Origin of the sequence: Psychrobacter urativorans (assembly GCF_904846695.1) — a bacterium.
Taxonomy (GTDB): domain Bacteria; phylum Pseudomonadota; class Gammaproteobacteria; order Pseudomonadales; family Moraxellaceae; genus Psychrobacter; species Psychrobacter urativorans.
In genome coordinates this window covers 50,857-70,169 of the sequence record NZ_CAJHBR010000015.1, presented here as the reverse complement: position 1 = coordinate 70,169, position 19,313 = coordinate 50,857, and the positions used below count along the sequence as shown (strand labels likewise).

The following is a 19,313-nucleotide window of genomic DNA, read 5'->3' as shown; positions in this document are numbered from 1 at the left end:
ACACTGAAGCTTGAACTATTCTCAACAGCATTAAATTATAGACTATGAATAATAAGGCCTACTGCTTATTTATAGCATCTTTCGTCTAATAAGTAACCTTAATTAACTACTAAAATATTAAAAATTTACGCGACAATGATTGTCGCTTAGCGTCTAGGGTGACTAAATAAAAGCCTTGGATTTTGCTATAATTACCTCATCTAATAAACAGGTGGCCGTAACAGCAAACGTCTAACCCTGTTCTCTAATGTCTGGGCAAAGCCTGACTATTATTGACTTTTTATCGTTGATATTTCCTGTATAGTAAGATGATATGTCACTCATATCATCTTGCACTGTTTGTTTCACTCTCAATGCTACACCTTTGGTATGACCTTAATGGTTGTATGATTTAACGCTAGCAATTATAGCAAGGTAAGCCCTATTTACTAATAAAACGACTTACTGGCTATTAAGATAGTTTACTTATTAGGTGATGCTAAGTATCAGTCACTAACTGCTAGCTGAGATGGTTTTATATTTAAATTATCTGTTAATAATATTTGTTGATAACAAGGAGTCCATTATGGACGAGAACAAAGCTAAAGCACTTAAAGCAGCATTAGGTCAAATCGAAAAGCAATTTGGCAAAAATACTATTATGCATCTGGGTGACGATTCAGCCGCTATGGATGTTGATGTAGTCTCAACAGGCTCGCTTGGATTAGATATTGCTCTCGGTATTGGCGGTCTCCCTAAAGGTCGTATTATTGAGATTTATGGTCCTGAAAGCTCAGGCAAAACCACTATGACCTTACAAGCAATCGCCCAGTGCCAAAAGCAAGGCGGTACTTGTGCCTTTATTGATGCTGAACATGCTCTAGATCCAGTCTATGCACGCAAACTTGGTATCAACACTGACGACTTATTGATCTCTCAGCCTGATAATGGCGAACAAGCGCTTGAAATCACTGATATGCTGGTACGATCAGGTGCAGTCGATATGATCGTTATTGACTCAGTAGCTGCTTTGACGCCACGTGCTGAAATCGAAGGTGAGATGGGTGATTCACATATGGGCTTACAAGCACGTTTGATGAGCCAAGCCCTACGTAAAATTACTGGTAATGCCAAACGCTCTAACTGTATGGTAGTGTTTATTAACCAAATCCGTATGAAAATCGGGGTAATGTTTGGTAGCCCAGAGACGACTACTGGCGGTAACGCTCTAAAGTTTTACGCTTCTGTACGCATGGATATTCGCCGTATTGGTGCAGTCAAAAATGGTGATGAAATCATCGGTAACCAGACTCGTGTCAAAGTCATCAAAAACAAAATGGCTCCGCCTTTTCGTCAAGCAGAGTTCGAAATTACTTATGGTGAAGGTACTAACCATTTAGCAGAAGTAATCGACTTAGGCGTTGAAATCGGTGCCGTAGGTAAAGCGGGCTCTTGGTATAGCTATGGCGATGAAAAAATTGGTCAAGGTAAAGCCAATTCAGTCATCTATCTCAAAGAAAACCCTGCTATTGCTGAAGAAATTGAAGCCAAAATCCGCGCCGAAAAACTAGGCCCAGTTGATGATGGTAAACCAGCAAAAGTTGAAGAAGCTGATGAAGAACTAGCAGCAGAGCCAATACAATAGCAGCTGCTTGCTTAGGCGCTGTGATATAACTCGCGTGATTAACTATTATGCAGATTAAAACCTTAGCCGAAATACTAGCTGAGTCGTCAGGCGACTCGGCTAGTTCTACTGTATCTGAACGTAAGCAAAATAAAAAATCTAAAGCTTACTATTCAAACAATAAACAGCCAATCGAGTCTAGCTCTAGCGTAGACGATGCACTCTTCAGCCAAACTCTTTACCCAAAGTCTGCTATCGGCTCTTCAGTTCAAGCTGCTAAATCCAACTCCAATAATAAGAAAAAAAAGAAAAAAACTTTTCATCCTGCCTCAGACTTTATTGCTGAACCTAATGACGCACCTATCTATCAGCCGCCTGCGGCACAAAGTATCAAGCAGATGCTCGCAGAAATAAAGCAAGATGGCCATCTTAGTCAAAACCAGGCTGTCGATAGTAACAATGACAGCCGTAGCGAAACCACTCATTCAACAGATAATCTTCCCTCTGCTTTAAAGGCCTATCTACGCACGCCTGAGCAAAAACAAGCTGAGTTAGATGCTATCAAAGCTGAGAGTCGCTTACGTTGGCTGGCTTTTTATTACTTGTCTCGCCGTGAGTATGGACGAGCTGAGCTCAAGCAAAAGCTAGTCGACAAGGAGCAAGACCCAGATAGCATTGATACCTTACTAGATGAGTTTGCACAAAAAGGCTATCAAAGCGATTATCGTACGACTTTGATGCTGATTCGTGAAAGCATTCGTAAGGGTCGTGGCCGTGGCCGTATTAGACAAGAGTTTTATAAAAAAAATATCGATATGCCCAGTAATATTGATGAGCTTATTGACATGGCCAATACTGAGTCTGAGGAGTTTAGCGAGTTCGTTGATGAAGATGAGGACAGCTTAGTTGAGGGGGTTGATTGGCTCAAACTAGCAGTGACTGCCCGTACCAAAAAATATGGCGACCATATTCCTACTGAACAAAAAGAAAAAGCCAAACAACTACGTTTTTTACAATATCGCGGTTTTAATGGTGATGTTTGCTTTCAAGCGCTCAACTATACTCTAGATACTTTAGATGAACGCTTTTAGCAGTAGAGCCTTGAGCTTACTTAGGAGCTTCTGCGAATTTTTAGCGATAACTCACATCTGATATCAATTGAGGGTCAAATTAATAATAGCCCAAGAACTTCCACCATAGTAGACCTGCGCCAATCCAAATCACTAAGTTCACTACACTCATTACTGCGCCAACTCCCCACCATTCTCCAAGTGTCACATAACCTGAGTTAAAAATAACTGGCGCCGTACCAGTTGCATAATGGGTTAGGGTCATCATAATATTACCAGCTGCTGCCAGAATTAGCGCATACAGCATCGGTGGTGCACCTAAGCTCAGTCCAACCGCATAGAAAGCTGCGAAGAGAGCAGTGATGTGCGCCGTAGTACTTGCAAAGAGGTAGTGAATATAAAGATATACTAAAGTTAGAATCACTACTGCTCCGATCCAACCTAAGCCCGTCATCGCGATCATAGCTTGAATATTTTCTGAAAACCAACTGATTAGCCCTAGTTTATTTAGGTATGAGGCCATCATAATCAAGGCACCGAACCAAATAATAGTATCCCAAGCCGATTTCTCTTGGAGTATATCGTCCCAAGTCAGCACCCCAGTCAGTATCAAAGTGGAGAGGCCAATAAACGCTGTAGTGGTAGCGTCGACGCTATATTGCTCACCTAAGAGTAACGCCGGTATATTGGCCCATAATATAAGCATTAGCGCAAACACCCCAAGCATGATCTTCTCTTGAGTACTTACCTGCCCCATCTCCAGCAAATTGTCTTTTGCAAAATTCTTAGCATCAGGGGTTTGTTTAACTTCGGGAGGATAAATAAGATAAATAACTATTGGCATCAATATCAAACACAACATACCTGGTATAAACATCGCCACTGCCCATGTAGTCCATGACAGCTGAATATCACCACCAGTAGATTTATTGACTAAGTCAACGACTAAAGGGTTGGGAGCGGTTGCGGTAATAAACATCCCTGAAGTGATAGGGTTAGCGTGATAATTGACCATCGCTAAGTAACTACCGATCTTTTTTTGACTGCCCTCCTCAGGAGTCGAGTGAAAACTTTGTGCAATAGACTTCATAATCGGATGAATAATACCCCCACCTCGTGCAGTATTAGAGGGGGTAATAGGGGCAATCATCAATTCAGCTGCGGTTAGTGAATAAGCCACGCCGATAGTTTTTTTACCAAAAATAGAGATAAAGTAATAAGCAATGCGCCGTCCTAGACCAGTTTTTATCAAGCCTCGTGAGATCATAACTGCTATCCCAATCAACCAAATCAGTGGGCTTGAATAGCTAGATAAGGCATCAGCAATAGCTTCTTTTGGACTTTCATTAGTAACACCGGTAAGCGCTACTAAAGTTACAGCGATAATAGCAATAGCCCCAATTGGTAAGACTTTACCGATAATAGCCACAATAGTTCCAATAAATAGCGCTAACATATGCCAAGCTTCAGGGGTCACGCCAGTAGGTATAGGAATGATAAACCAAATAATTAAAGCCACTAAAATAGCAATGGCACTAGGTATGGGCTTAAACGGCATCATCTACTCTCTTCTCTAATTTATTGATCTAATAGGCTTGATATATAACACTGGGTGTTACTAACTTATAATTAAAGCACAGTTAAACTGTGAAGTAACCATCAACTAACTATATAGATGACATATAACCACTATATGAGTGCTGCTTTATCATAGACAATAAAAAAGAGCACGCTATTTAGCGTACTCTTTAGCTATCTATAAACTTACTTTTATAATAATTTATTTATCTATTCATAATCAATAGCATAAAACTACTATTTTAAGCTACCTAAGCGGCTAGATAGTTGACTGATAATTTGATCAATCTCTTGGTTGGCTTCAGATTCGTGATCTAAGTTACCGTTAGGAGTCAGCTGATTCATTACTTCAGGTAATAGTTCCGCTAAACCTTGACGGACTTCGCTATCATTAGCTCCTGTATGCGCAGCTACTTGCTGAATCTCATTTTCATCAAATAAGCGACTGACTTCGTTGGGATCAAGATTGTCATTTTGTTGGTTATTACTCATCCAAGACTTAGCTTGGCTCTCATAGCCCATGCCCGTTATTTTAGATAATGCGCCACTCAAGCCACCATTACGTTGTACCCAGCTGAGTACCATAGGCATTAAAGCAGCTACCAGCATGCCTTTGCCACCGAAGCCACTGCGACGTTGTCCACCACCTAGCACACTGCCTAAAATATCGCCTAAGCCGCCTGCACCTGAACTCATACCGCCACGTTGGTTACCGCCCATCAGCCCACCTAAGCCCCCTATAATATCATCCAGACCAAAACCATTGTCTTGCTGACGCTCATACTGCTGCGGATTGTAGTCTCGTGGCTGATGGCTACCGCCAGTCAATACGCTACCCAATATATCCCCTAGTCCACCAGTACGGCGTGGCGCACTTTGTTGATTAACGGGATTGCGCTGAGCGTCTTGTGGGTCTAAAGCACTACGGGCAACTTGTGAAACTAAATTTCCTAATAAACTCATGGTATTATCCTTTTATTATTGAGATATTGGTTTGGCCAAATAACGATTAGTAACTTTCATGTCAGCATCCCTATCAAAGAGATAGGGAATAGCTATTCAAGTAAGATAGCAGATATCAATAACTATCTAGATAGGCATTTTGTTATAGGCTGTAGCACTTAGATAACCAACCATAAAAATTTAGTTATCGTTTAACACAGCGCTTTTAATCGGCACATTTAATTCCTGTATCCCACTCTCAAGTCTGCACATAGGTAACCGTAGCTAGTATATTTAGCTGTTGCCACTGCTCCTTACTCATCTGGTCACGATATACTGTCACTGCCCAAGGTTTACGATAAGGTTCAACCAGCTGGAAACTAAAATGAATAATAGCCTGATAACGATATACTTTTACTAGATCAGCTTGCCATAACTTATCACCATGGCCGGTACGCATTAGCAGTTGCCAGCCTTGATTAAGCGGTTGACTTAGGGGTGGCTGACTTAAGTGCAGCAAGATTGGTCGCGATAAAGCCAAATAACTTCCTACCAGCGCAGTTACAGTTATTAGTAACCCATATTGCCAAAGCGATAAATTAGCCGACCAAGCTAATAGTATTAGTACGCTAGTCAATGCCACATATAGCAGCAGCCTTAAATAACTACTAGTACCGATAGCTGTGTCAATGCGTAGCGAAGTCATAAGTATCATATCCTTAGGCTTATACCTTAGCTAATGACGTCATAAAAATTCTGTATTAGCTCGCTCTATAACTGCTAGCAATTATTTTATAGTAGTCATCGCTATCATAACCCTTTGCCGTGGCGCCATGTTTTGATCTTGTTTACTAGTGCCCATACCGCTTTATCTTCTGGTTGGCTCTGATTGGTAAAATAATCTAATAAATCCGGATCTTCATAAGTAAGCATCTCCGCAAAGGTCAGCTGCTCAGCAGGAGTAGCTAGTAGATAAAGCTCTTTAATATAAGGGTCGATATAAAAATCCAACTCTTTGAGTCCGCGGCGTGCTTGATAAATAATACGGCGCTGCTCAGTAGTTGCTTGCGGCTGTTGCGCTGGTTTATTAATCCCTGAATCGATAGTGCTCATAGAATATGCTCTGTATATTATAAAAGTTGAAATAGGCCATCGAAACTACATCTTGCTACTAGTGTTGGTGTTGATGCTGCTGCTGCTGCTGCTGCTGCTGCTGCTGCTGCTGCTGCTGCTGACATTGATACTATTACTGCTATTTGTACTAGTACTAGCACTTTTGTTATTGTTATCAATATCATAAGCCACTAGCTGTTGCCATAAGGCTACTGCTTGCTGCATCATGGCCACATTATGAGTACGGATGATGCTAGCCCCTTGTTGTAATGCTAATAATCCTGCCGCAGTGCTCGCAGCATCACGTTGTACGGCTTGCGTATCTGCCACCGTTGCCACCCCGCTTTTTTGTAGCACTTCTGCCAAAAAACGCTTACGAGAGATGCCGAATATGATTGGCAACTTAAGCGCTTGTAAGCGGTGCAATTGGGTTAATAGCGCACAATGATGCTCATAATTCTTAGCAAAGCCAAAGCCTGGATCAATGATTATCTTATCATGCTTGACGCCAGCAGCAGTAACTTGCTCTATACGAGCAATCAGCTCAGCACTCACTTCAGTTATAACATTCTCATAGTGTGCCAAGTCGTTCATAGTCGTCGGTTCACCGCGCATATGCATTAGCATAATAGGTATATCCAGCTGCACTGCCATAGCTGCTGCACCTGGACGTTTTAGCGCGCGCACATCATTCCAAAGATCTGCTCCTGCTGCAACAGCGGCTTCTATTACCGCAGGATTGCTAGTATCGATAGACAGCCATATATCATCACCGCACTGCTTACGAATGGCTTTCACTACTGGTATAACTCGATTAATCTCTTCAGTAGTGCCGATGATTTCAGCATTGGGCCGAGTAGACTCACCACCAATATCGATAATAGTTGCCCCTGCTCGTATCATTTCTTGACAGTGGCTAACGGCCTCGTCAACGCCATTAAACCGACCACCGTCTGAAAAGGAATCAGGAGTCACATTTAATATGGCCATAATATGAGGCTGGGATAAGTCTAGCACTTTATGACGACTAGTTATTTTATATGCTGGTAAAGGCTGAAATAATGACATGAGCCATCCAATAGTAGAAATATTTATAGGTAAGGTAACAAATCTTACTTATCATAGCAGTAAAATAACCTTAGGAGTAAGTAGCGCTTACTAGCGATTCTTTATCGTTGGTAACGCTTCCTATTCATCAGCCTTAGTACTAAACTCATTATTAAGCGCAAATTTGCACAAAAAAAAGCCCTTTACTAGAAAGGGCTTCTTACCATAATACTCAATCAACTTATAAAGCTAACAGCCTACTCTACATCGCTGGTAATGGCGGTGGTGTAACAGTAGTAGTCGTATGATCTTTCGAGAGATTGACTTCATTATGTTGATAAACTCTTGGTGCACGTGGTGCTTCACCAGCTAAGATATCTTGTAATTGATCCCGATCGATAGTTTCCCACTTCATTAAAGCATCTACCATAGCATGCATCTTATCTTGGTTGGCTTCGATTAGCTCACGAGCGATATCATACTGCTCTTCTAACATCCGGCGCACTTCATCATCTACTTTTTGCTGAGTAGCTTCTGAAATAGAGCGTCCACCGCCACCAAAGTAGCCTTGCGAATTATCATCATCTTCGTAGACCATGATGCCTAACGCATCAGACATACCGTATTTAGTGACCATCGCTCGTGCCATTTTAGTAGCACGCTCAAAGTCATTAGAAGCGCCCGTTGACATCTGATTAATAAACACTTCTTCTGCAATCCGACCACCGAACAAGATAGCGATATCACTGAGCATTTTTGACTTATAAAGACTAGTCTGGTCATGCTCAGGCAGCTGCCAAGTTACCCCAAGGGCAAAGCCACGTGGCATGATAGTGACTTTATGTACAGGATCAGTGCCTGGTAAAAGTTCAGCGACTAACGCATGGCCTGACTCATGATAAGCAGTAGCACGACGCTCTTCTTCACGGATGACCATAGACTTACGCTCAGGACCCATGTATAGCTTATCTTTAGCGTCTTCAAAGTCATTCATATCTACACTGCGTTTGCTGCGACGAGCGGCAAATAATGCAGCTTCGTTCACTAAGTTGGCAAGCTGTGCACCAGTGAATCCAGGAGTACCACGAGCCAGTGAATTGGCATCGACCCCAGTAGTGTTAGGCAGCTTACGCAAATGCACTTTTAGAATTTGCTCACGACCTTTAATGTCTGGCAAGCCTACTTGTACTTGACGGTCAAAACGGCCTGGACGTAATAAAGCTTTATCGAGTACATCGGCACGATTAGTTGCCGCAATAACGATAACGCCTTCATTACCTTCAAAACCATCCATCTCAACTAGTAATTGGTTAAGCGTCTGCTCACGTTCATCATTACCACCGCCCATACCGGAACCACGATGGCGACCTACTGCATCAATCTCATCGATAAAGATGATACATGGCGCACTTTTCTTGGCCTGTTCAAACATATCACGGACACGAGAAGCACCAACACCGACGAACATCTCCACAAAATCAGACCCTGAAATTGAGAAGAATGGTACTTTAGCCTCACCTGCAATGGCTCGCGCTAACAGTGTTTTACCAGTACCCGGTGGACCTACCATCAAAATACCACGTGGAATAGTAGCACCAAGTTTAGTAAATTTGTCAGGATCACGTAAGAACTCAACTACTTCAACGACTTCTTCTTTGGCTTCTTCACAACCAGCCACATCGTCGAAGTTTACTTTGATCTGGTCTTCAGTGAGCATTTTAGCTTTCGATTTACCGAAGCTCATCGGACCGCCACCTTTCCCGCCAGCGCCACCTTGCATATTACGCATAAAGAATAAAAAGAGGCCGATAATCAACAGGATTGGGAAGCTGGCAATTAACAACTGCATTAAGACACTTTGACGCTTAGGTGCCGTACCTTCAATATTTACTTTGTTTTCACGCAGTAGCGGTAGTAGCTGTTCATCAGCTACAGCAGGGCGAATGGTCTCAAAAGTTGAACCATTTTTCTTCTCGCCAGTGATTTGCTCGCCGTCAATTTCAATGCTAGCTACCTGATTTTCGGACACTGCGGTCACGAATTCAGAGTAGTTTAGGCTATCAGGCTCAGTAGATTTATCAAAGCCGCTGAATACCAGCACCAAAACGCCGATTATCACCAGCCACAATAAGGTATTTTTTACCATGTCGCTCACTAGTTTTCCCATCCCTTACTTATTGGTGTGTCAACTTGACACGTGACGCCTATAAACTTAATCGTTTATTATCAGACGACTTTGCTTAAAATAAATACTAGAAACAAAGTTAATATAGCATTATATGTGGATTTAACTCTTATTATTCAATACATAGGTTGAGTTTATTGAGTTAACAATTGTAGCAGTTTCTATCTGCTTTAAAGGAGCTTACCGATGATTTATCATAGGTTATCAACTTATCATAACCTATTGAATAGCCTGAATATATAAATTATTTTATAGCTATCCAAAACACCTCTTTTGAGCGCGGGCGTGATGCATCAGGTTTAATCGTACGCACTTTACTAAAATCAATCTGCATCTTTTTACGTAGCTCTTGTGTTCCAGAACCTTGGAATACTTTCATGATCAACGCCCCACCCTCTGGCAATGTGGCCAAAGCAAAATCTACTGCCAGCTCGCATAAGTAAATCATTCGTGGCTGATCAATAGCACTATTGCCTGCAGTATTAGGGGCCATATCTGACAACACTACATCTACTGACCTGTCGCCGACCTCAGCCATAATACTGTCAAAAACTGCTGCTTCGCGAAAATCCCCTTGAATAAAGGTAACATCTGCCAAGGCATCCATGGCTAAAATATCAGAAGCTATTAATGTTCCTTTTTCTCCAACCAATTTGCTGGCTACTTGTGACCAACTACCCGGAGCACTTCCTAAATCAACTACGGTCATACCTTTACTAATAAGATTAGTCTTGTCATTGATCTCAATGAGTTTATAAGCGGCACGTGCACGATAGCCATCTTGTTGGGCTTTTTTCACATAATGATCATCAATATGTTCTTTTATCCAAGCGCGGCTACTTTTGGTTAGCTTTTTATTATCGATACGCGTGGCCAAAATAATTACTCCTATTGCTATGACTATCAATTATGCTTATTGACTATGATTATTAAATATTACTCAGCCGCTCATGATTATAGCCATGAGCAATTATCACGGATATACGGGTTTATAATTTTTAAATAAACAGTTTTTACAGCGTTACTTGGTTAAGAAACTTAGCCATTAAGCTTATTTGTTTAAATTCACTATTAAGCTTAGTCATTAACCGAAACCAACCCTCTAAATAGAGGGTGATAACCATCATTTAACTGCTTTATTGTTCAGTAGCGTCTATAATGAGCTAAAGCATCCAGTTTAACATCTTCATTCGCTAAAATCGTGCACAATTCTACAGTTTCCGTGCAAGATGAGTATAAGTTATTTATAATAGTCATCAGCCTACGATGGTCATTACCTTTTTATTTTATTAACGCTTAGGAATTATATGCAACTCGACAACGCTACAATCAAACGCCTAAAAGGTATCGGTCATGAGCTAAAACCCATAGTTATGATTGGTAATAACGGCGTTACCCCAGCTATCACCGAAGAGATTAATCGTGCTCTAAACGATCACGAGCTCATTAAAGTCAAATTGCCTGCTGGTAGTAAGGCTGAACGCGACTTAGTTTGCACTGAACTTGCTGTTGCTGCCAAAGCCCAACTGATTCACACTATTGGACGCATGGCTTTATTACTACGTCAAAACCCAAATGCCAATCCAAAGCTTTCAAATTTGGCGCGTCACGCAGAATAACTATAATAAGCTAAAATTGCTTATTGTAAGAGTGATAACTATAAAGGCCGCGAGTAATAGCTACCGCGGCCTTTGTTTTATATTTTTTACTACAAATAGCAACTGCTACTGTGAATCAACATTATGAGTCAACTCTTTCAGCTACAGCTGGCTACTGAAAATTTAGCCGCAAATGCAGAGCAACTTGGGGTATCTGTATCGCAACTGTTAGCAATTCAAGTTACTGTGAGCGCCACTCTTATGCCACAGTCAACGCTTCAGCTCTATCTGAACTATAAAATACAACTGCCTAGCCAGTATTTAGCAGATCAGTTAAATTGGCCAAAATGGCAGCAGCAGCAAGTTAAGTTTACTGACTATTTATGGGAGCAGACTTGTCTTGAGTGCTTTATAGCTAGCCCGCTAAAGCCAGTTGCTAATGCTACAACTACAATAGAATATCCGACTGGTTATATTGAAATTAATGCCAGTCCAAGTGGCAGTTATGCTGTTTATGAATTTAATAGCTATCGCCAGCCCAGCTCTTTACCTCCTAACCCTTTGTTACAGCCCAATGGCGAGCAAAGGGTGGATATCAATTGGCCTATTTATCCCACAAGCCAATCAAAGCGGTCCATTCAATCCCTACTAAAATCTGATTCGAACATCAACATTGAGTCCAGTATTGTCAGCCACCCTTTTACTAGCAATGGTAATACTGATCATGCCTATGAATGTGGTTTCTCTGTTGACTTAGATCAGCTTACGATGACTACTACCAAGGCCGACGAAATGAGCTTGAATCACAATATTGGTTTACTACATCCTTGTGTAATTTTAAGCTTCGATAAGGTTGTTTTATACTTCGCCCCCAGGCACGCAACTCCACCCGATTTCCATCAACGCCAATACTGGACAGCATTCAATCAATAAACGCTGTATGCAATCCTAAATAGCCTTTAATAACCAACATAAGCAGCAGATGCAAAAAAACTCAGCGATGCTTTAAATAGCATTGCTGAGTTTTTTGAGCATTATAAGTCTATAGCCGTCTTAAGCGATCTGTTATTCAGCCATTGCTAGGTAGATACCACGGTTTGATGCATCATCCATATATTGTGAATCGCGCCATGTTGTGTAGCTATAGGCATCACTATAAGGGCTGATACTACTCTGACGGAAGTCCGATACCCAACCATTACCATCAAAGATCTGGATATGTCCGTGCGGATGCTTTGAGGAGCGATCATAAACAACAACGTCGCCTACTTGTGATTGCGAACTATTACTAATTTTAGTAAAACCTGCATTGCTAAGGGTACCACGACTAGCGTATTGATAAGCTGAAGGATTAGGTGTGAAGTCATAGCCAGCCATCTGTAAGGCTTGACGAACATAGCGAGCACAGTATCCAGTACTTCTAGATACAGCCACTCTTGAAGCATGAGCGGCAGCAATAGCAGGAGCTGAGTTACTATTCAATACAGAGCCTGATTGCTGTTGTCTTTCATAAGATAGGCGGTTAGTTAGTGAGGCTAGTTTATATTCTTTTTGTTTGGCCTGAGCACTAAGATTATCTATCGCTTGACTGATTTCATCATTGCTAGAGACATAAGCACCACTGTTAGAACTATAAATATTTTTTGTGGAACCATAATTTTTGGAAATGGTGCTATTGGTAATATGAGTCAAGGTATTATTAGGTTGAAAGGTTATTTCAGCAGCACCACTAGTTTGTGCTATGCCCATTCCCAATACTGATAATATTAATAAAGCTCGTTTCATAAATTTACTACCTATTGTTAATACAAGATTGCTCGTCATCCGTGACGAAACATCAATTAATTTAGAGGATATAATTATCAAATAAACATGATAAAATCCTGTTTAAAGCAGCTAACCTTTAGTCTTCAGTGGAGCGTTGGCAGTATTACCGATGCATTAGACCACCTCTTAAAGCGCTTGCGATCAATCTTATCTATGTTAGTAATTAACTCAATGGTTTTGTCTATCGCTTTATTCACCTATCAGATGAGTTATCACGATGCCAAAAAAACAGCCTAATCAGCTTGCTCAACTTATTGATCATCAAACCTTTGCTGGTAGCGCGCTACCCCAAACCCTTGCTGACAATATGCGTCTCTATGTAGAAGCGACTAATGAGATTAAAAAGCTTCTAGTAGACTGTCTACCAGATGAAATACTTGCTAGTTGCTGGGTAGTAGGGTTAAGCACTGAACAAATAACTCTCAGCGTAACTTCAACTACTGCAGCCAATCACATCCGTTATTTACAAAAATCTTATCTACAGCTTTTAACGGAGCAGTCTTTAACATTTCAACAACTCAAGCATATCCGTGTCGTGGTAGTTAATAAAACTAATGATAACTATCACTCTCCACAACCATCTGTACTAACAACGACTTCATCAAAACAACCTAAAGCTAGTACATATCGGGCTCTAAGCCAAAATACAAAAAGGACTATATCACAGGCTGCTGAGCATGTCACCACAGATAAAAAGCTTAAAAATGCCCTTATGCGACTGTTAAATGATGAATAATAGCCAAGTTACACTGTAATTCTATGTAAATATAACTAAAAAAAAGCTGACTAAAGCGGCATCTTTTATACTTTTTGAATAATAAAAAAGTCGTCCTCTCTTTATATGCATTATATGAATATAAAGAGAGGACGACTTCTTGCTAGGCGAAGGGTTTATATGGCTTAGGATAGAGCTATTCATCAATTATTTACTTAGCTAAAAATTGACATTTTAGCGCTAATTAATTGCACAAGGCATGTAATCTTACGTAATTGTTGCGATACATCCTGTATATTCGTGTATTCATCCTTCAATACTTAGGCTACTCAAAGGTAAATATTCGATAGGACAACTTACATTGTCATCAAAAGTTACAATTTCGAAGTTACTTTTGTCTGAAAGAATCTCGCGCACTAGCAAATTGTTTAATGCATGGCCTGATTTATAAGCATTAAAACGACCAATTATTGGATAGCCAATTAAATATAAATCACCTAGCGCATCTAATATTTTATGACGAACAAATTCGTCAGCATAACGCAAACCTTCAGCGTTGAGGATTTTTGCGTCATCGATGACGATGGCATTGTCCATACTGCCACCTAACGCCAAATTATTACTACGCAATGTTTCAATATCGCTTAAAAAGCCAAAAGTGCGAGCAGAGCTTAACTCTTCGATAAAGTTTTGGGTAGAAAAGCATAATTGGGCATGCTGATGGTTCTTATCAAAAGCAGGATGATCAAAATCTATTTCGAAGTTTAATTCAAAGCCATCATAAGGACGCAGTTCTGCCCATTTATCGTCAACTTTCACTTTTACTGGCTTAACGATTCTTAAGAACCTCTTAGCAGCTTCTTGCTCACGAAAACCAGCTTGTAGCAATAGCCCTACAAAAGGAGAAGCACTACCATCCATAATTGGAATTTCGCTAGCGGATACTCGAATCAACAGATTATCAACCCCAACACCTGCGATAGCGCTAAGTAAATGTTCGACAGTACCTACACGCGTACCACCGAACACTAAGTTCGATGACATCATAGTGTCTTGTACTAAAAAAGCACTAGCAGGAATAGGAGCGCTACCGATAATATCAGAACGCTCAAAGACTACGCCAGTATTAATAGGTTGTGGATGAAACTCTAGATCAACAGGCTCGCCACTATGCAGACCGATGCCGGTTATGGCTATAGCTGTTTTTATAGTTCGTTGATTCATGGCTACTCTCTCACATATTTTGTTACAATTGCCATAGTGTACCATTAGCTACCCCTAATCCGCTATAGGTACAAATCGTTAATTTGCTCATTACTTATATTGAGTGGCTAAATCAACAACCATTTATTATAAAATCTGGCTCAGTAAGAGGGCCACTAGGTAATTAGTGACCAATTAGCAACTAACAACTAACAACTAACAACTAAATAGTTAAATAAACAACGAAAATAGCCATTAATGGAGCATTAAACCGTCAATTAGCTGCAAAAAGTCAAAAAAAAGCTAAAAAAAAGCCAACGATGAAGCGTTGGCTTTTTTGATAACTATTGATAACAACCAGTAACTACAGCGATATATAACTAACGGTTATAAAAAATACTATATTGCTAAATAATAGCTATTAATAGTATTCGACTAAATTATTACAGTTGCTACCACTAACTTGTAAATAATGACTATCAGTTTTAGCCTTACTTATTTTGTTGACGCTTTAAGTAGTCTTGAATACTGTTAGTTTTGGTAGCTTGATGCTCTTGGATTGCGCCAGGACGAGTAATATTGTCTTGGAAAGTCTGAGTTTTCGACTGTTTTTGACTATTCAAAGCACTAGTATGCAAATTAGGATCAACTGACTGATTACTAGTCACTGAAGGTATTGGTGCTACGACTTCAGTTAAGTCTTCATTCAAAGTCAATCCAGTAGCAATAACCGTAACATGCAGATCATCACCCATCTCTTCATCAATTACTGAACCATAGAAGATGTTAGCGTCGTCATTATCAGTGATACCTTCAACGATTTCGCTGATTTGGTTGAATTCATCTAAAGATAAAGACTCAGATGAAATAACGTTAACTAATAAGCCTTTAGCGTTTTCTAGGCGTAGATCATCAAGTAATGGTGATCTGATGGCTTTTTCTGTGGCTTGACGAGCACGATCATCGCCGCTTGCACGACCAATACCCATCATCGCATGACCTTTAGCAGTCATTGCGGTACGGATATCGTTAAAGTCAATATTGATAAGCCCTTCACGAGCGATAGTTTCAGCTATACCTTGTACAGCATGCAATAGCACATCATCAGCTTTTTTGAAGGCATCCTGCATTGAAATATTGCCGTAGATGCTCATTAACTTATCATTAGGGATAGTAATAATAGAGTCGACAAAATTGGTTAACTGCTCGATACCAGCTTTAGCCGCTTTGATGCGCTTGCCACCTTCAAATTTGAAAGGGGTAGTGACGACAGCAACCGTCAAAACTTCCATCTCTTTGGCAATACGTGCGACTACTGGAGCAGCCCCTGTACCAGTACCGCCACCCATACCAGCAGTAATAAACACCATGTCTGAGTGTTCAAGTAAAGTGCGAATAGCTTCTTCTTCGCTCTCAGCAGCTTCACGTCCTACTTCTGGATTAGCACCTGCACCAAGACCGCGGTTACTCTTAGCACCTAATTGTAACTTGTGCGGTGCCGTTAAGCGATCAAGCGCTTGTTTATCTGTATTAGCACAGACGAACGTCACCCCTTTTATACCCTGTTGCACCATGTGTTCAACTGCATTACCGCCGCCGCCGCCGACACCGAATACGATAAAACGTGCTTGGCCATTACTTTGAGGTTGGTTGTCATGTGGCATGGTGTATTTTGACATAAAAAGATTCTCCAGTTGCAGATAGCATGATGGTCGATACGTAATGACGCTTATACAACGTGCTATCGACTGACTATATATAAATGTAGGTAAATAAATCGAAATAAATAAGGGTCTAAATAACAGTTAGCATTCATATAATTGGTTATGAGCGCTAGCTGTAGTAACTATCTATAATATTTTTTTGAGCACACTACTAAAACGTTGGCCAACACCTTGAAAAACATTCTTTACCCGTCGCTGCTTGGCAGCTTCCGGCTCACTTTGCTCACTGTGGCGGAACTGTTCACTCTGACTATATAGTAGAGTACCAAAGGCGGTCTGATAAGCACTGTCATGTATTTGATCATTAAGCTGCTTAAACGAAGCGTCATTATCAAAATGGTTATAAGCACTAATTGCAGGATGGGTATTGGTCAATACTACTGGCATTTTCAATAGCTTTTTGGCAAAAGGTACCATGCCTTTAATAGCACTACCGCCGCCAGTAAGTACAAAACCGCGATCAAGGTAATGTAGCAGATCTACCTCATGTAGCTGACGCGCCACTTCAGTAAATATCTGCACATAACGTGCTTCAATAATTTGCGCTAAGCTGTAAGTATGTACATTAAGCGCATCGCTCGATCCTTGCGTCTTATATAACAAGAATACGCTAGGATCTATACTATTGATATCCGCAGTACCATGCAATTTTTTCAGCTTTTCAGCTTCTATCATTGAAATACCAAAGTCTGCTGATATATCCATAGTTACCGCATGGCTACCGATAGCAATACAATGAGTGAATATTAGTTTGTTTTCTTTATAGACGCAAATACTAGTTGTGCTCGCACCAATATCTATAAGACAAATACCTTGCTGACGCTCTTCACTCATTAGGCTATATTCAGCACTAGTCACTGCATCAAAAACCACATGATCAATACCAACGTCACAACTCTGTAGTAGTTTTTGAATATTTTGACGACTCACCACAGGCATCATCATCATGTGATACATAACGCTGATGTTTTTAGCTAACATCTCGATAGCGTCATCAACGATATTGTCTTGATCATCAACATAGACGCCTTGCTGACAGCAATGCATCAAGTAATAATCCGCTGGCAAGTCCTTTGATTTAGCGTTAGCCAAGGCTTTTACCATGTCTTTAGCGCTAACTATATCATCTTCAACCAGCACGCTGCCGACGCTATTCTTGCTAGATAGCTCAGGTGTTGACAGCGTCAACCATACGCTATGAACTCGGCAATTTGCGACATCTTCGGCTTCTTGAATGGCTTGCTTAATAGCGCTTTGTAAACGTTCACGATGCTTAATCTGGCCTTGGTAAAAGTCACTGTTTTTGACTTGCCCAACGCCCATAATGCGGATGTCTTTTTCAGACACGACGCTGCCGATCACTACATAAACTGCAGTGGCACTTAGATGAACTACAACTAGATTTTCAGTATTTTTCATGGTACCAGACAAATTATCGCTAAACAGGGAACCATATGACGTCCCCATTAAATCATCAAAAAAGTGTTTTGGGCTATTATCTAAATAAATGTAATATTATTCGTCTATTTACCCATTTTTATAAAGGCTATAACCTACAATTAATTATCCGCTACAATCAGGGTTTGTTAGTAGGGTCAACCTCAGTAGTAGAAATGTCAGTAGTAGCAACCTTAGTATCAACTTTGCTGCTAGTCACTTTAGTACTATCAGGCTTAGTGTTATCGACTTTGCTGCTAGTCACTTTAGTACTATCACCCTTAGTGCTATCACCCTTAGTGCTATCGACTTTGCTGCTAGCATCAGTAGCTGTGGCATCGGTAGTCGCTACTACGGGTTCAATCGCATGCCAAGTAATAGTAAAGCCATTCTTATAACGCAGATCCACTGACTGAATCTCATCACGGCGACTACTTAACTGATTACCCAATAACTGACTAAGATTAAGTAATTTTTGTGCTGTATTTTCATTATCAACTATCACTCGTAGACCGTTATCAAAACGAATCAACCAAGTCATGCGTTTAGTTAAGATAATATCCTCTACTTGCATGTCAATAGGAGCATACCAATCATTAACTTGCTGCATTTGTTGCATGATAACGGGTGCTTGGTCAACTTCACCTTGCAAATTAGCAAAGCTTTGTTGGCGTAAGTCTTTATTATCGGTAGGTACAAACACTACGCCTTTGGCATCTACTAAACGCTCAGTACCAAAATTAGCAATAGCTTGCTTGGGCAGCGCAGTAATAACAATACCTTGTTGCCAATCACGAGTTACGCTCACTTGATCAACCCAAGCCATACCTATAACTATGTCGCGCAAAGCTTGCAGATCAGTAGTAAAAAAACTACTAACTTTCTGTTGGTCCATAGCTTGTTTTAAGGTCTGGTATTGAGTGCTAGTCAAGCCTTCACTACTTACTTGAATAGCGGCAGGCGGTGCATCTCGTAAAGCTTTCGCACCCATTATCAATATCAGCAGTAATAAACCAATAAATAGTGCCATAAAAAAATATTTGGCTGAACTCGGCATTGACAACTTAGACTTCGAACGAAGGGTGTCATTACTCATCAAGTCATTTACTTCATTGACAGCTTGAGCCATGATGGTATTCACCCCTAATTTACTTTTGCTAATATTGAGTTACTTTTGAGACTACAGCTTTACTAATTTATCACTGAATCTAAACTTCTATCATAGCCCATTATAAACGAATAACTATAAGTCACTTAAGAAAATATTCATA

The 19,313-nt window shown here is 40.5% G+C and carries 17 protein-coding genes; 5 read left to right on the top strand and 12 right to left on the bottom strand.

Annotated features, from left to right (window positions below; translation table 11 throughout):
• Positions 1-565 precede the first annotated feature (565 nt).
• Entirely contained in the window at positions 566-1,624 is a 1,059-nt protein-coding gene (gene recA, locus JMY09_RS10405; RefSeq protein ID WP_201623521.1) for a recombinase RecA, read from the top strand.
• Positions 1,625-1,671: 47 nt separating this feature from the next.
• Entirely contained in the window at positions 1,672-2,694 is a 1,023-nt protein-coding gene (locus tag JMY09_RS10400; protein ID WP_201623520.1) for a regulatory protein RecX, read from the top strand.
• A 79-nt stretch (positions 2,695-2,773) separates the two neighbouring features.
• Here the strand turns inward: JMY09_RS10400 and JMY09_RS10395 are convergent, their stop codons facing one another.
• From JMY09_RS10395 to JMY09_RS10365, 7 genes are all read right to left on the bottom strand, one after another.
• The gene (locus JMY09_RS10395) at positions 2,774-4,231 is read right to left on the bottom strand and encodes an anion permease (protein ID WP_201623537.1); all 1,458 of its coding nucleotides are present in this window, start codon (positions 4,229-4,231) and stop codon (positions 2,774-2,776) included.
• 257 nt (positions 4,232-4,488) lie between these two features.
• A complete protein-coding gene (locus tag JMY09_RS10390; protein WP_201623519.1) occupies positions 4,489-5,214 on the bottom strand; it encodes a YidB family protein in 726 nt (241 codons plus the stop codon).
• A 238-nt stretch (positions 5,215-5,452) separates the two neighbouring features.
• Entirely contained in the window at positions 5,453-5,899 is a 447-nt protein-coding gene (locus JMY09_RS10385; protein ID WP_227677280.1) for a hypothetical protein, read from the bottom strand.
• Between the two features lie 104 nt (positions 5,900-6,003).
• Complete coding sequence (locus tag JMY09_RS10380) at positions 6,004-6,306, bottom strand: FAD assembly factor SdhE (protein WP_201623517.1); 303 nt, start codon at positions 6,304-6,306, stop codon at positions 6,004-6,006.
• Between the two features lie 45 nt (positions 6,307-6,351).
• Complete coding sequence (gene folP, locus JMY09_RS10375; protein WP_201623516.1) at positions 6,352-7,374, bottom strand: dihydropteroate synthase; 1,023 nt, start codon at positions 7,372-7,374, stop codon at positions 6,352-6,354.
• Positions 7,375-7,615: 241 nt separating this feature from the next.
• On the bottom strand, positions 7,616-9,508 hold the full coding sequence (gene ftsH, locus JMY09_RS10370; RefSeq protein ID WP_320157834.1) for an ATP-dependent zinc metalloprotease FtsH: 1,893 nt from the start codon (positions 9,506-9,508) through the stop codon (positions 7,616-7,618).
• A gap of 274 nt (positions 9,509-9,782) precedes the next feature.
• A complete protein-coding gene (locus JMY09_RS10365; RefSeq protein ID WP_201623515.1) occupies positions 9,783-10,415 on the bottom strand; it encodes an RlmE family RNA methyltransferase in 633 nt (210 codons plus the stop codon).
• A gap of 430 nt (positions 10,416-10,845) precedes the next feature.
• Here JMY09_RS10365 and JMY09_RS10360 point away from each other — a divergent pair, with 430 nt between their 5' ends.
• Together JMY09_RS10360 and JMY09_RS10355 are read left to right on the top strand one after the other, a co-directional pair.
• The gene (locus JMY09_RS10360; protein WP_201623514.1) at positions 10,846-11,157 is read left to right on the top strand and encodes a YhbY family RNA-binding protein; all 312 of its coding nucleotides are present in this window, start codon (positions 10,846-10,848) and stop codon (positions 11,155-11,157) included.
• A 123-nt stretch (positions 11,158-11,280) separates the two neighbouring features.
• Entirely contained in the window at positions 11,281-12,069 is a 789-nt protein-coding gene (locus JMY09_RS10355; RefSeq protein WP_201623513.1) for a DOMON domain-containing protein, read from the top strand.
• Positions 12,070-12,201: 132 nt separating this feature from the next.
• Here JMY09_RS10355 and JMY09_RS10350 read toward each other — a convergent pair whose 3' ends face one another.
• A complete protein-coding gene (locus tag JMY09_RS10350) occupies positions 12,202-12,921 on the bottom strand; it encodes a CHAP domain-containing protein (protein ID WP_201623512.1) in 720 nt (239 codons plus the stop codon).
• Positions 12,922-13,180: 259 nt separating this feature from the next.
• On the opposite strand from JMY09_RS10350, the gene JMY09_RS10345 reads away from it, so the two are divergent.
• Positions 13,181-13,699: a hypothetical protein gene (locus tag JMY09_RS10345; RefSeq protein WP_201623511.1), complete on the top strand. Its 519-nt coding sequence runs from the start codon at positions 13,181-13,183 to the stop codon at positions 13,697-13,699.
• 285 nt (positions 13,700-13,984) lie between these two features.
• On the opposite strand, the gene lpxC is transcribed toward JMY09_RS10345, so the two are convergent.
• The 4 genes from lpxC to JMY09_RS10325 form a co-directional block, all read right to left on the bottom strand.
• On the bottom strand, positions 13,985-14,902 hold the full coding sequence (gene lpxC / locus JMY09_RS10340; RefSeq protein ID WP_201623510.1) for a UDP-3-O-acyl-N-acetylglucosamine deacetylase: 918 nt from the start codon (positions 14,900-14,902) through the stop codon (positions 13,985-13,987).
• A gap of 470 nt (positions 14,903-15,372) precedes the next feature.
• Entirely contained in the window at positions 15,373-16,560 is a 1,188-nt protein-coding gene (gene ftsZ / locus JMY09_RS10335; protein ID WP_201623509.1) for a cell division protein FtsZ, read from the bottom strand.
• Between the two features lie 171 nt (positions 16,561-16,731).
• Positions 16,732-18,024 carry a cell division protein FtsA gene (gene ftsA, locus JMY09_RS10330; protein ID WP_201623508.1) on the bottom strand — a complete coding sequence of 431 codons (1,293 nt, stop codon included), beginning with the start codon at positions 18,022-18,024 and terminating at the stop codon, positions 16,732-16,734.
• A gap of 157 nt (positions 18,025-18,181) precedes the next feature.
• A complete protein-coding gene (locus tag JMY09_RS10325; protein WP_227677279.1) occupies positions 18,182-19,183 on the bottom strand; it encodes a cell division protein FtsQ/DivIB in 1,002 nt (333 codons plus the stop codon).
• Positions 19,184-19,313: the final 130 nt, after the last annotated feature.

Bases quoted from the DNA above. Each gene is read 5' to 3' on its own strand.
- recA (WP_201623521.1), top strand. From the start codon at position 566: ATGGACGAGAACAAAGCTAAAGCACTTAAAGCAGCATTAGGTCAAATC.
- JMY09_RS10400 (WP_201623520.1), top strand. From the start codon at position 1,672: ATGCAGATTAAAACCTTAGCCGAAATACTAGCTGAGTCGTCAGGCGAC.
- JMY09_RS10395 (WP_201623537.1), bottom strand. From the start codon at position 4,231: ATGCCGTTTAAGCCCATACCTAGTGCCATTGCTATTTTAGTGGCTTTA.
- JMY09_RS10390 (WP_201623519.1), bottom strand. From the start codon at position 5,214: ATGAGTTTATTAGGAAATTTAGTTTCACAAGTTGCCCGTAGTGCTTTA.
- JMY09_RS10385 (WP_227677280.1), bottom strand. From the start codon at position 5,899: ATGACTTCGCTACGCATTGACACAGCTATCGGTACTAGTAGTTATTTA.
- JMY09_RS10380 (WP_201623517.1), bottom strand. From the start codon at position 6,306: ATGAGCACTATCGATTCAGGGATTAATAAACCAGCGCAACAGCCGCAA.
- folP (WP_201623516.1), bottom strand. From the start codon at position 7,374: ATGTCATTATTTCAGCCTTTACCAGCATATAAAATAACTAGTCGTCAT.
- JMY09_RS10360 (WP_201623514.1), top strand. From the start codon at position 10,846: ATGCAACTCGACAACGCTACAATCAAACGCCTAAAAGGTATCGGTCAT.
- JMY09_RS10355 (WP_201623513.1), top strand. From the start codon at position 11,281: ATGAGTCAACTCTTTCAGCTACAGCTGGCTACTGAAAATTTAGCCGCA.
- JMY09_RS10350 (WP_201623512.1), bottom strand. From the start codon at position 12,921: ATGAAACGAGCTTTATTAATATTATCAGTATTGGGAATGGGCATAGCA.
- JMY09_RS10345 (WP_201623511.1), top strand. From the start codon at position 13,181: ATGCCAAAAAAACAGCCTAATCAGCTTGCTCAACTTATTGATCATCAA.
- lpxC (WP_201623510.1), bottom strand. From the start codon at position 14,902: ATGAATCAACGAACTATAAAAACAGCTATAGCCATAACCGGCATCGGT.
- ftsZ (WP_201623509.1), bottom strand. From the start codon at position 16,560: ATGTCAAAATACACCATGCCACATGACAACCAACCTCAAAGTAATGGC.
- ftsA (WP_201623508.1), bottom strand. From the start codon at position 18,024: ATGAAAAATACTGAAAATCTAGTTGTAGTTCATCTAAGTGCCACTGCA.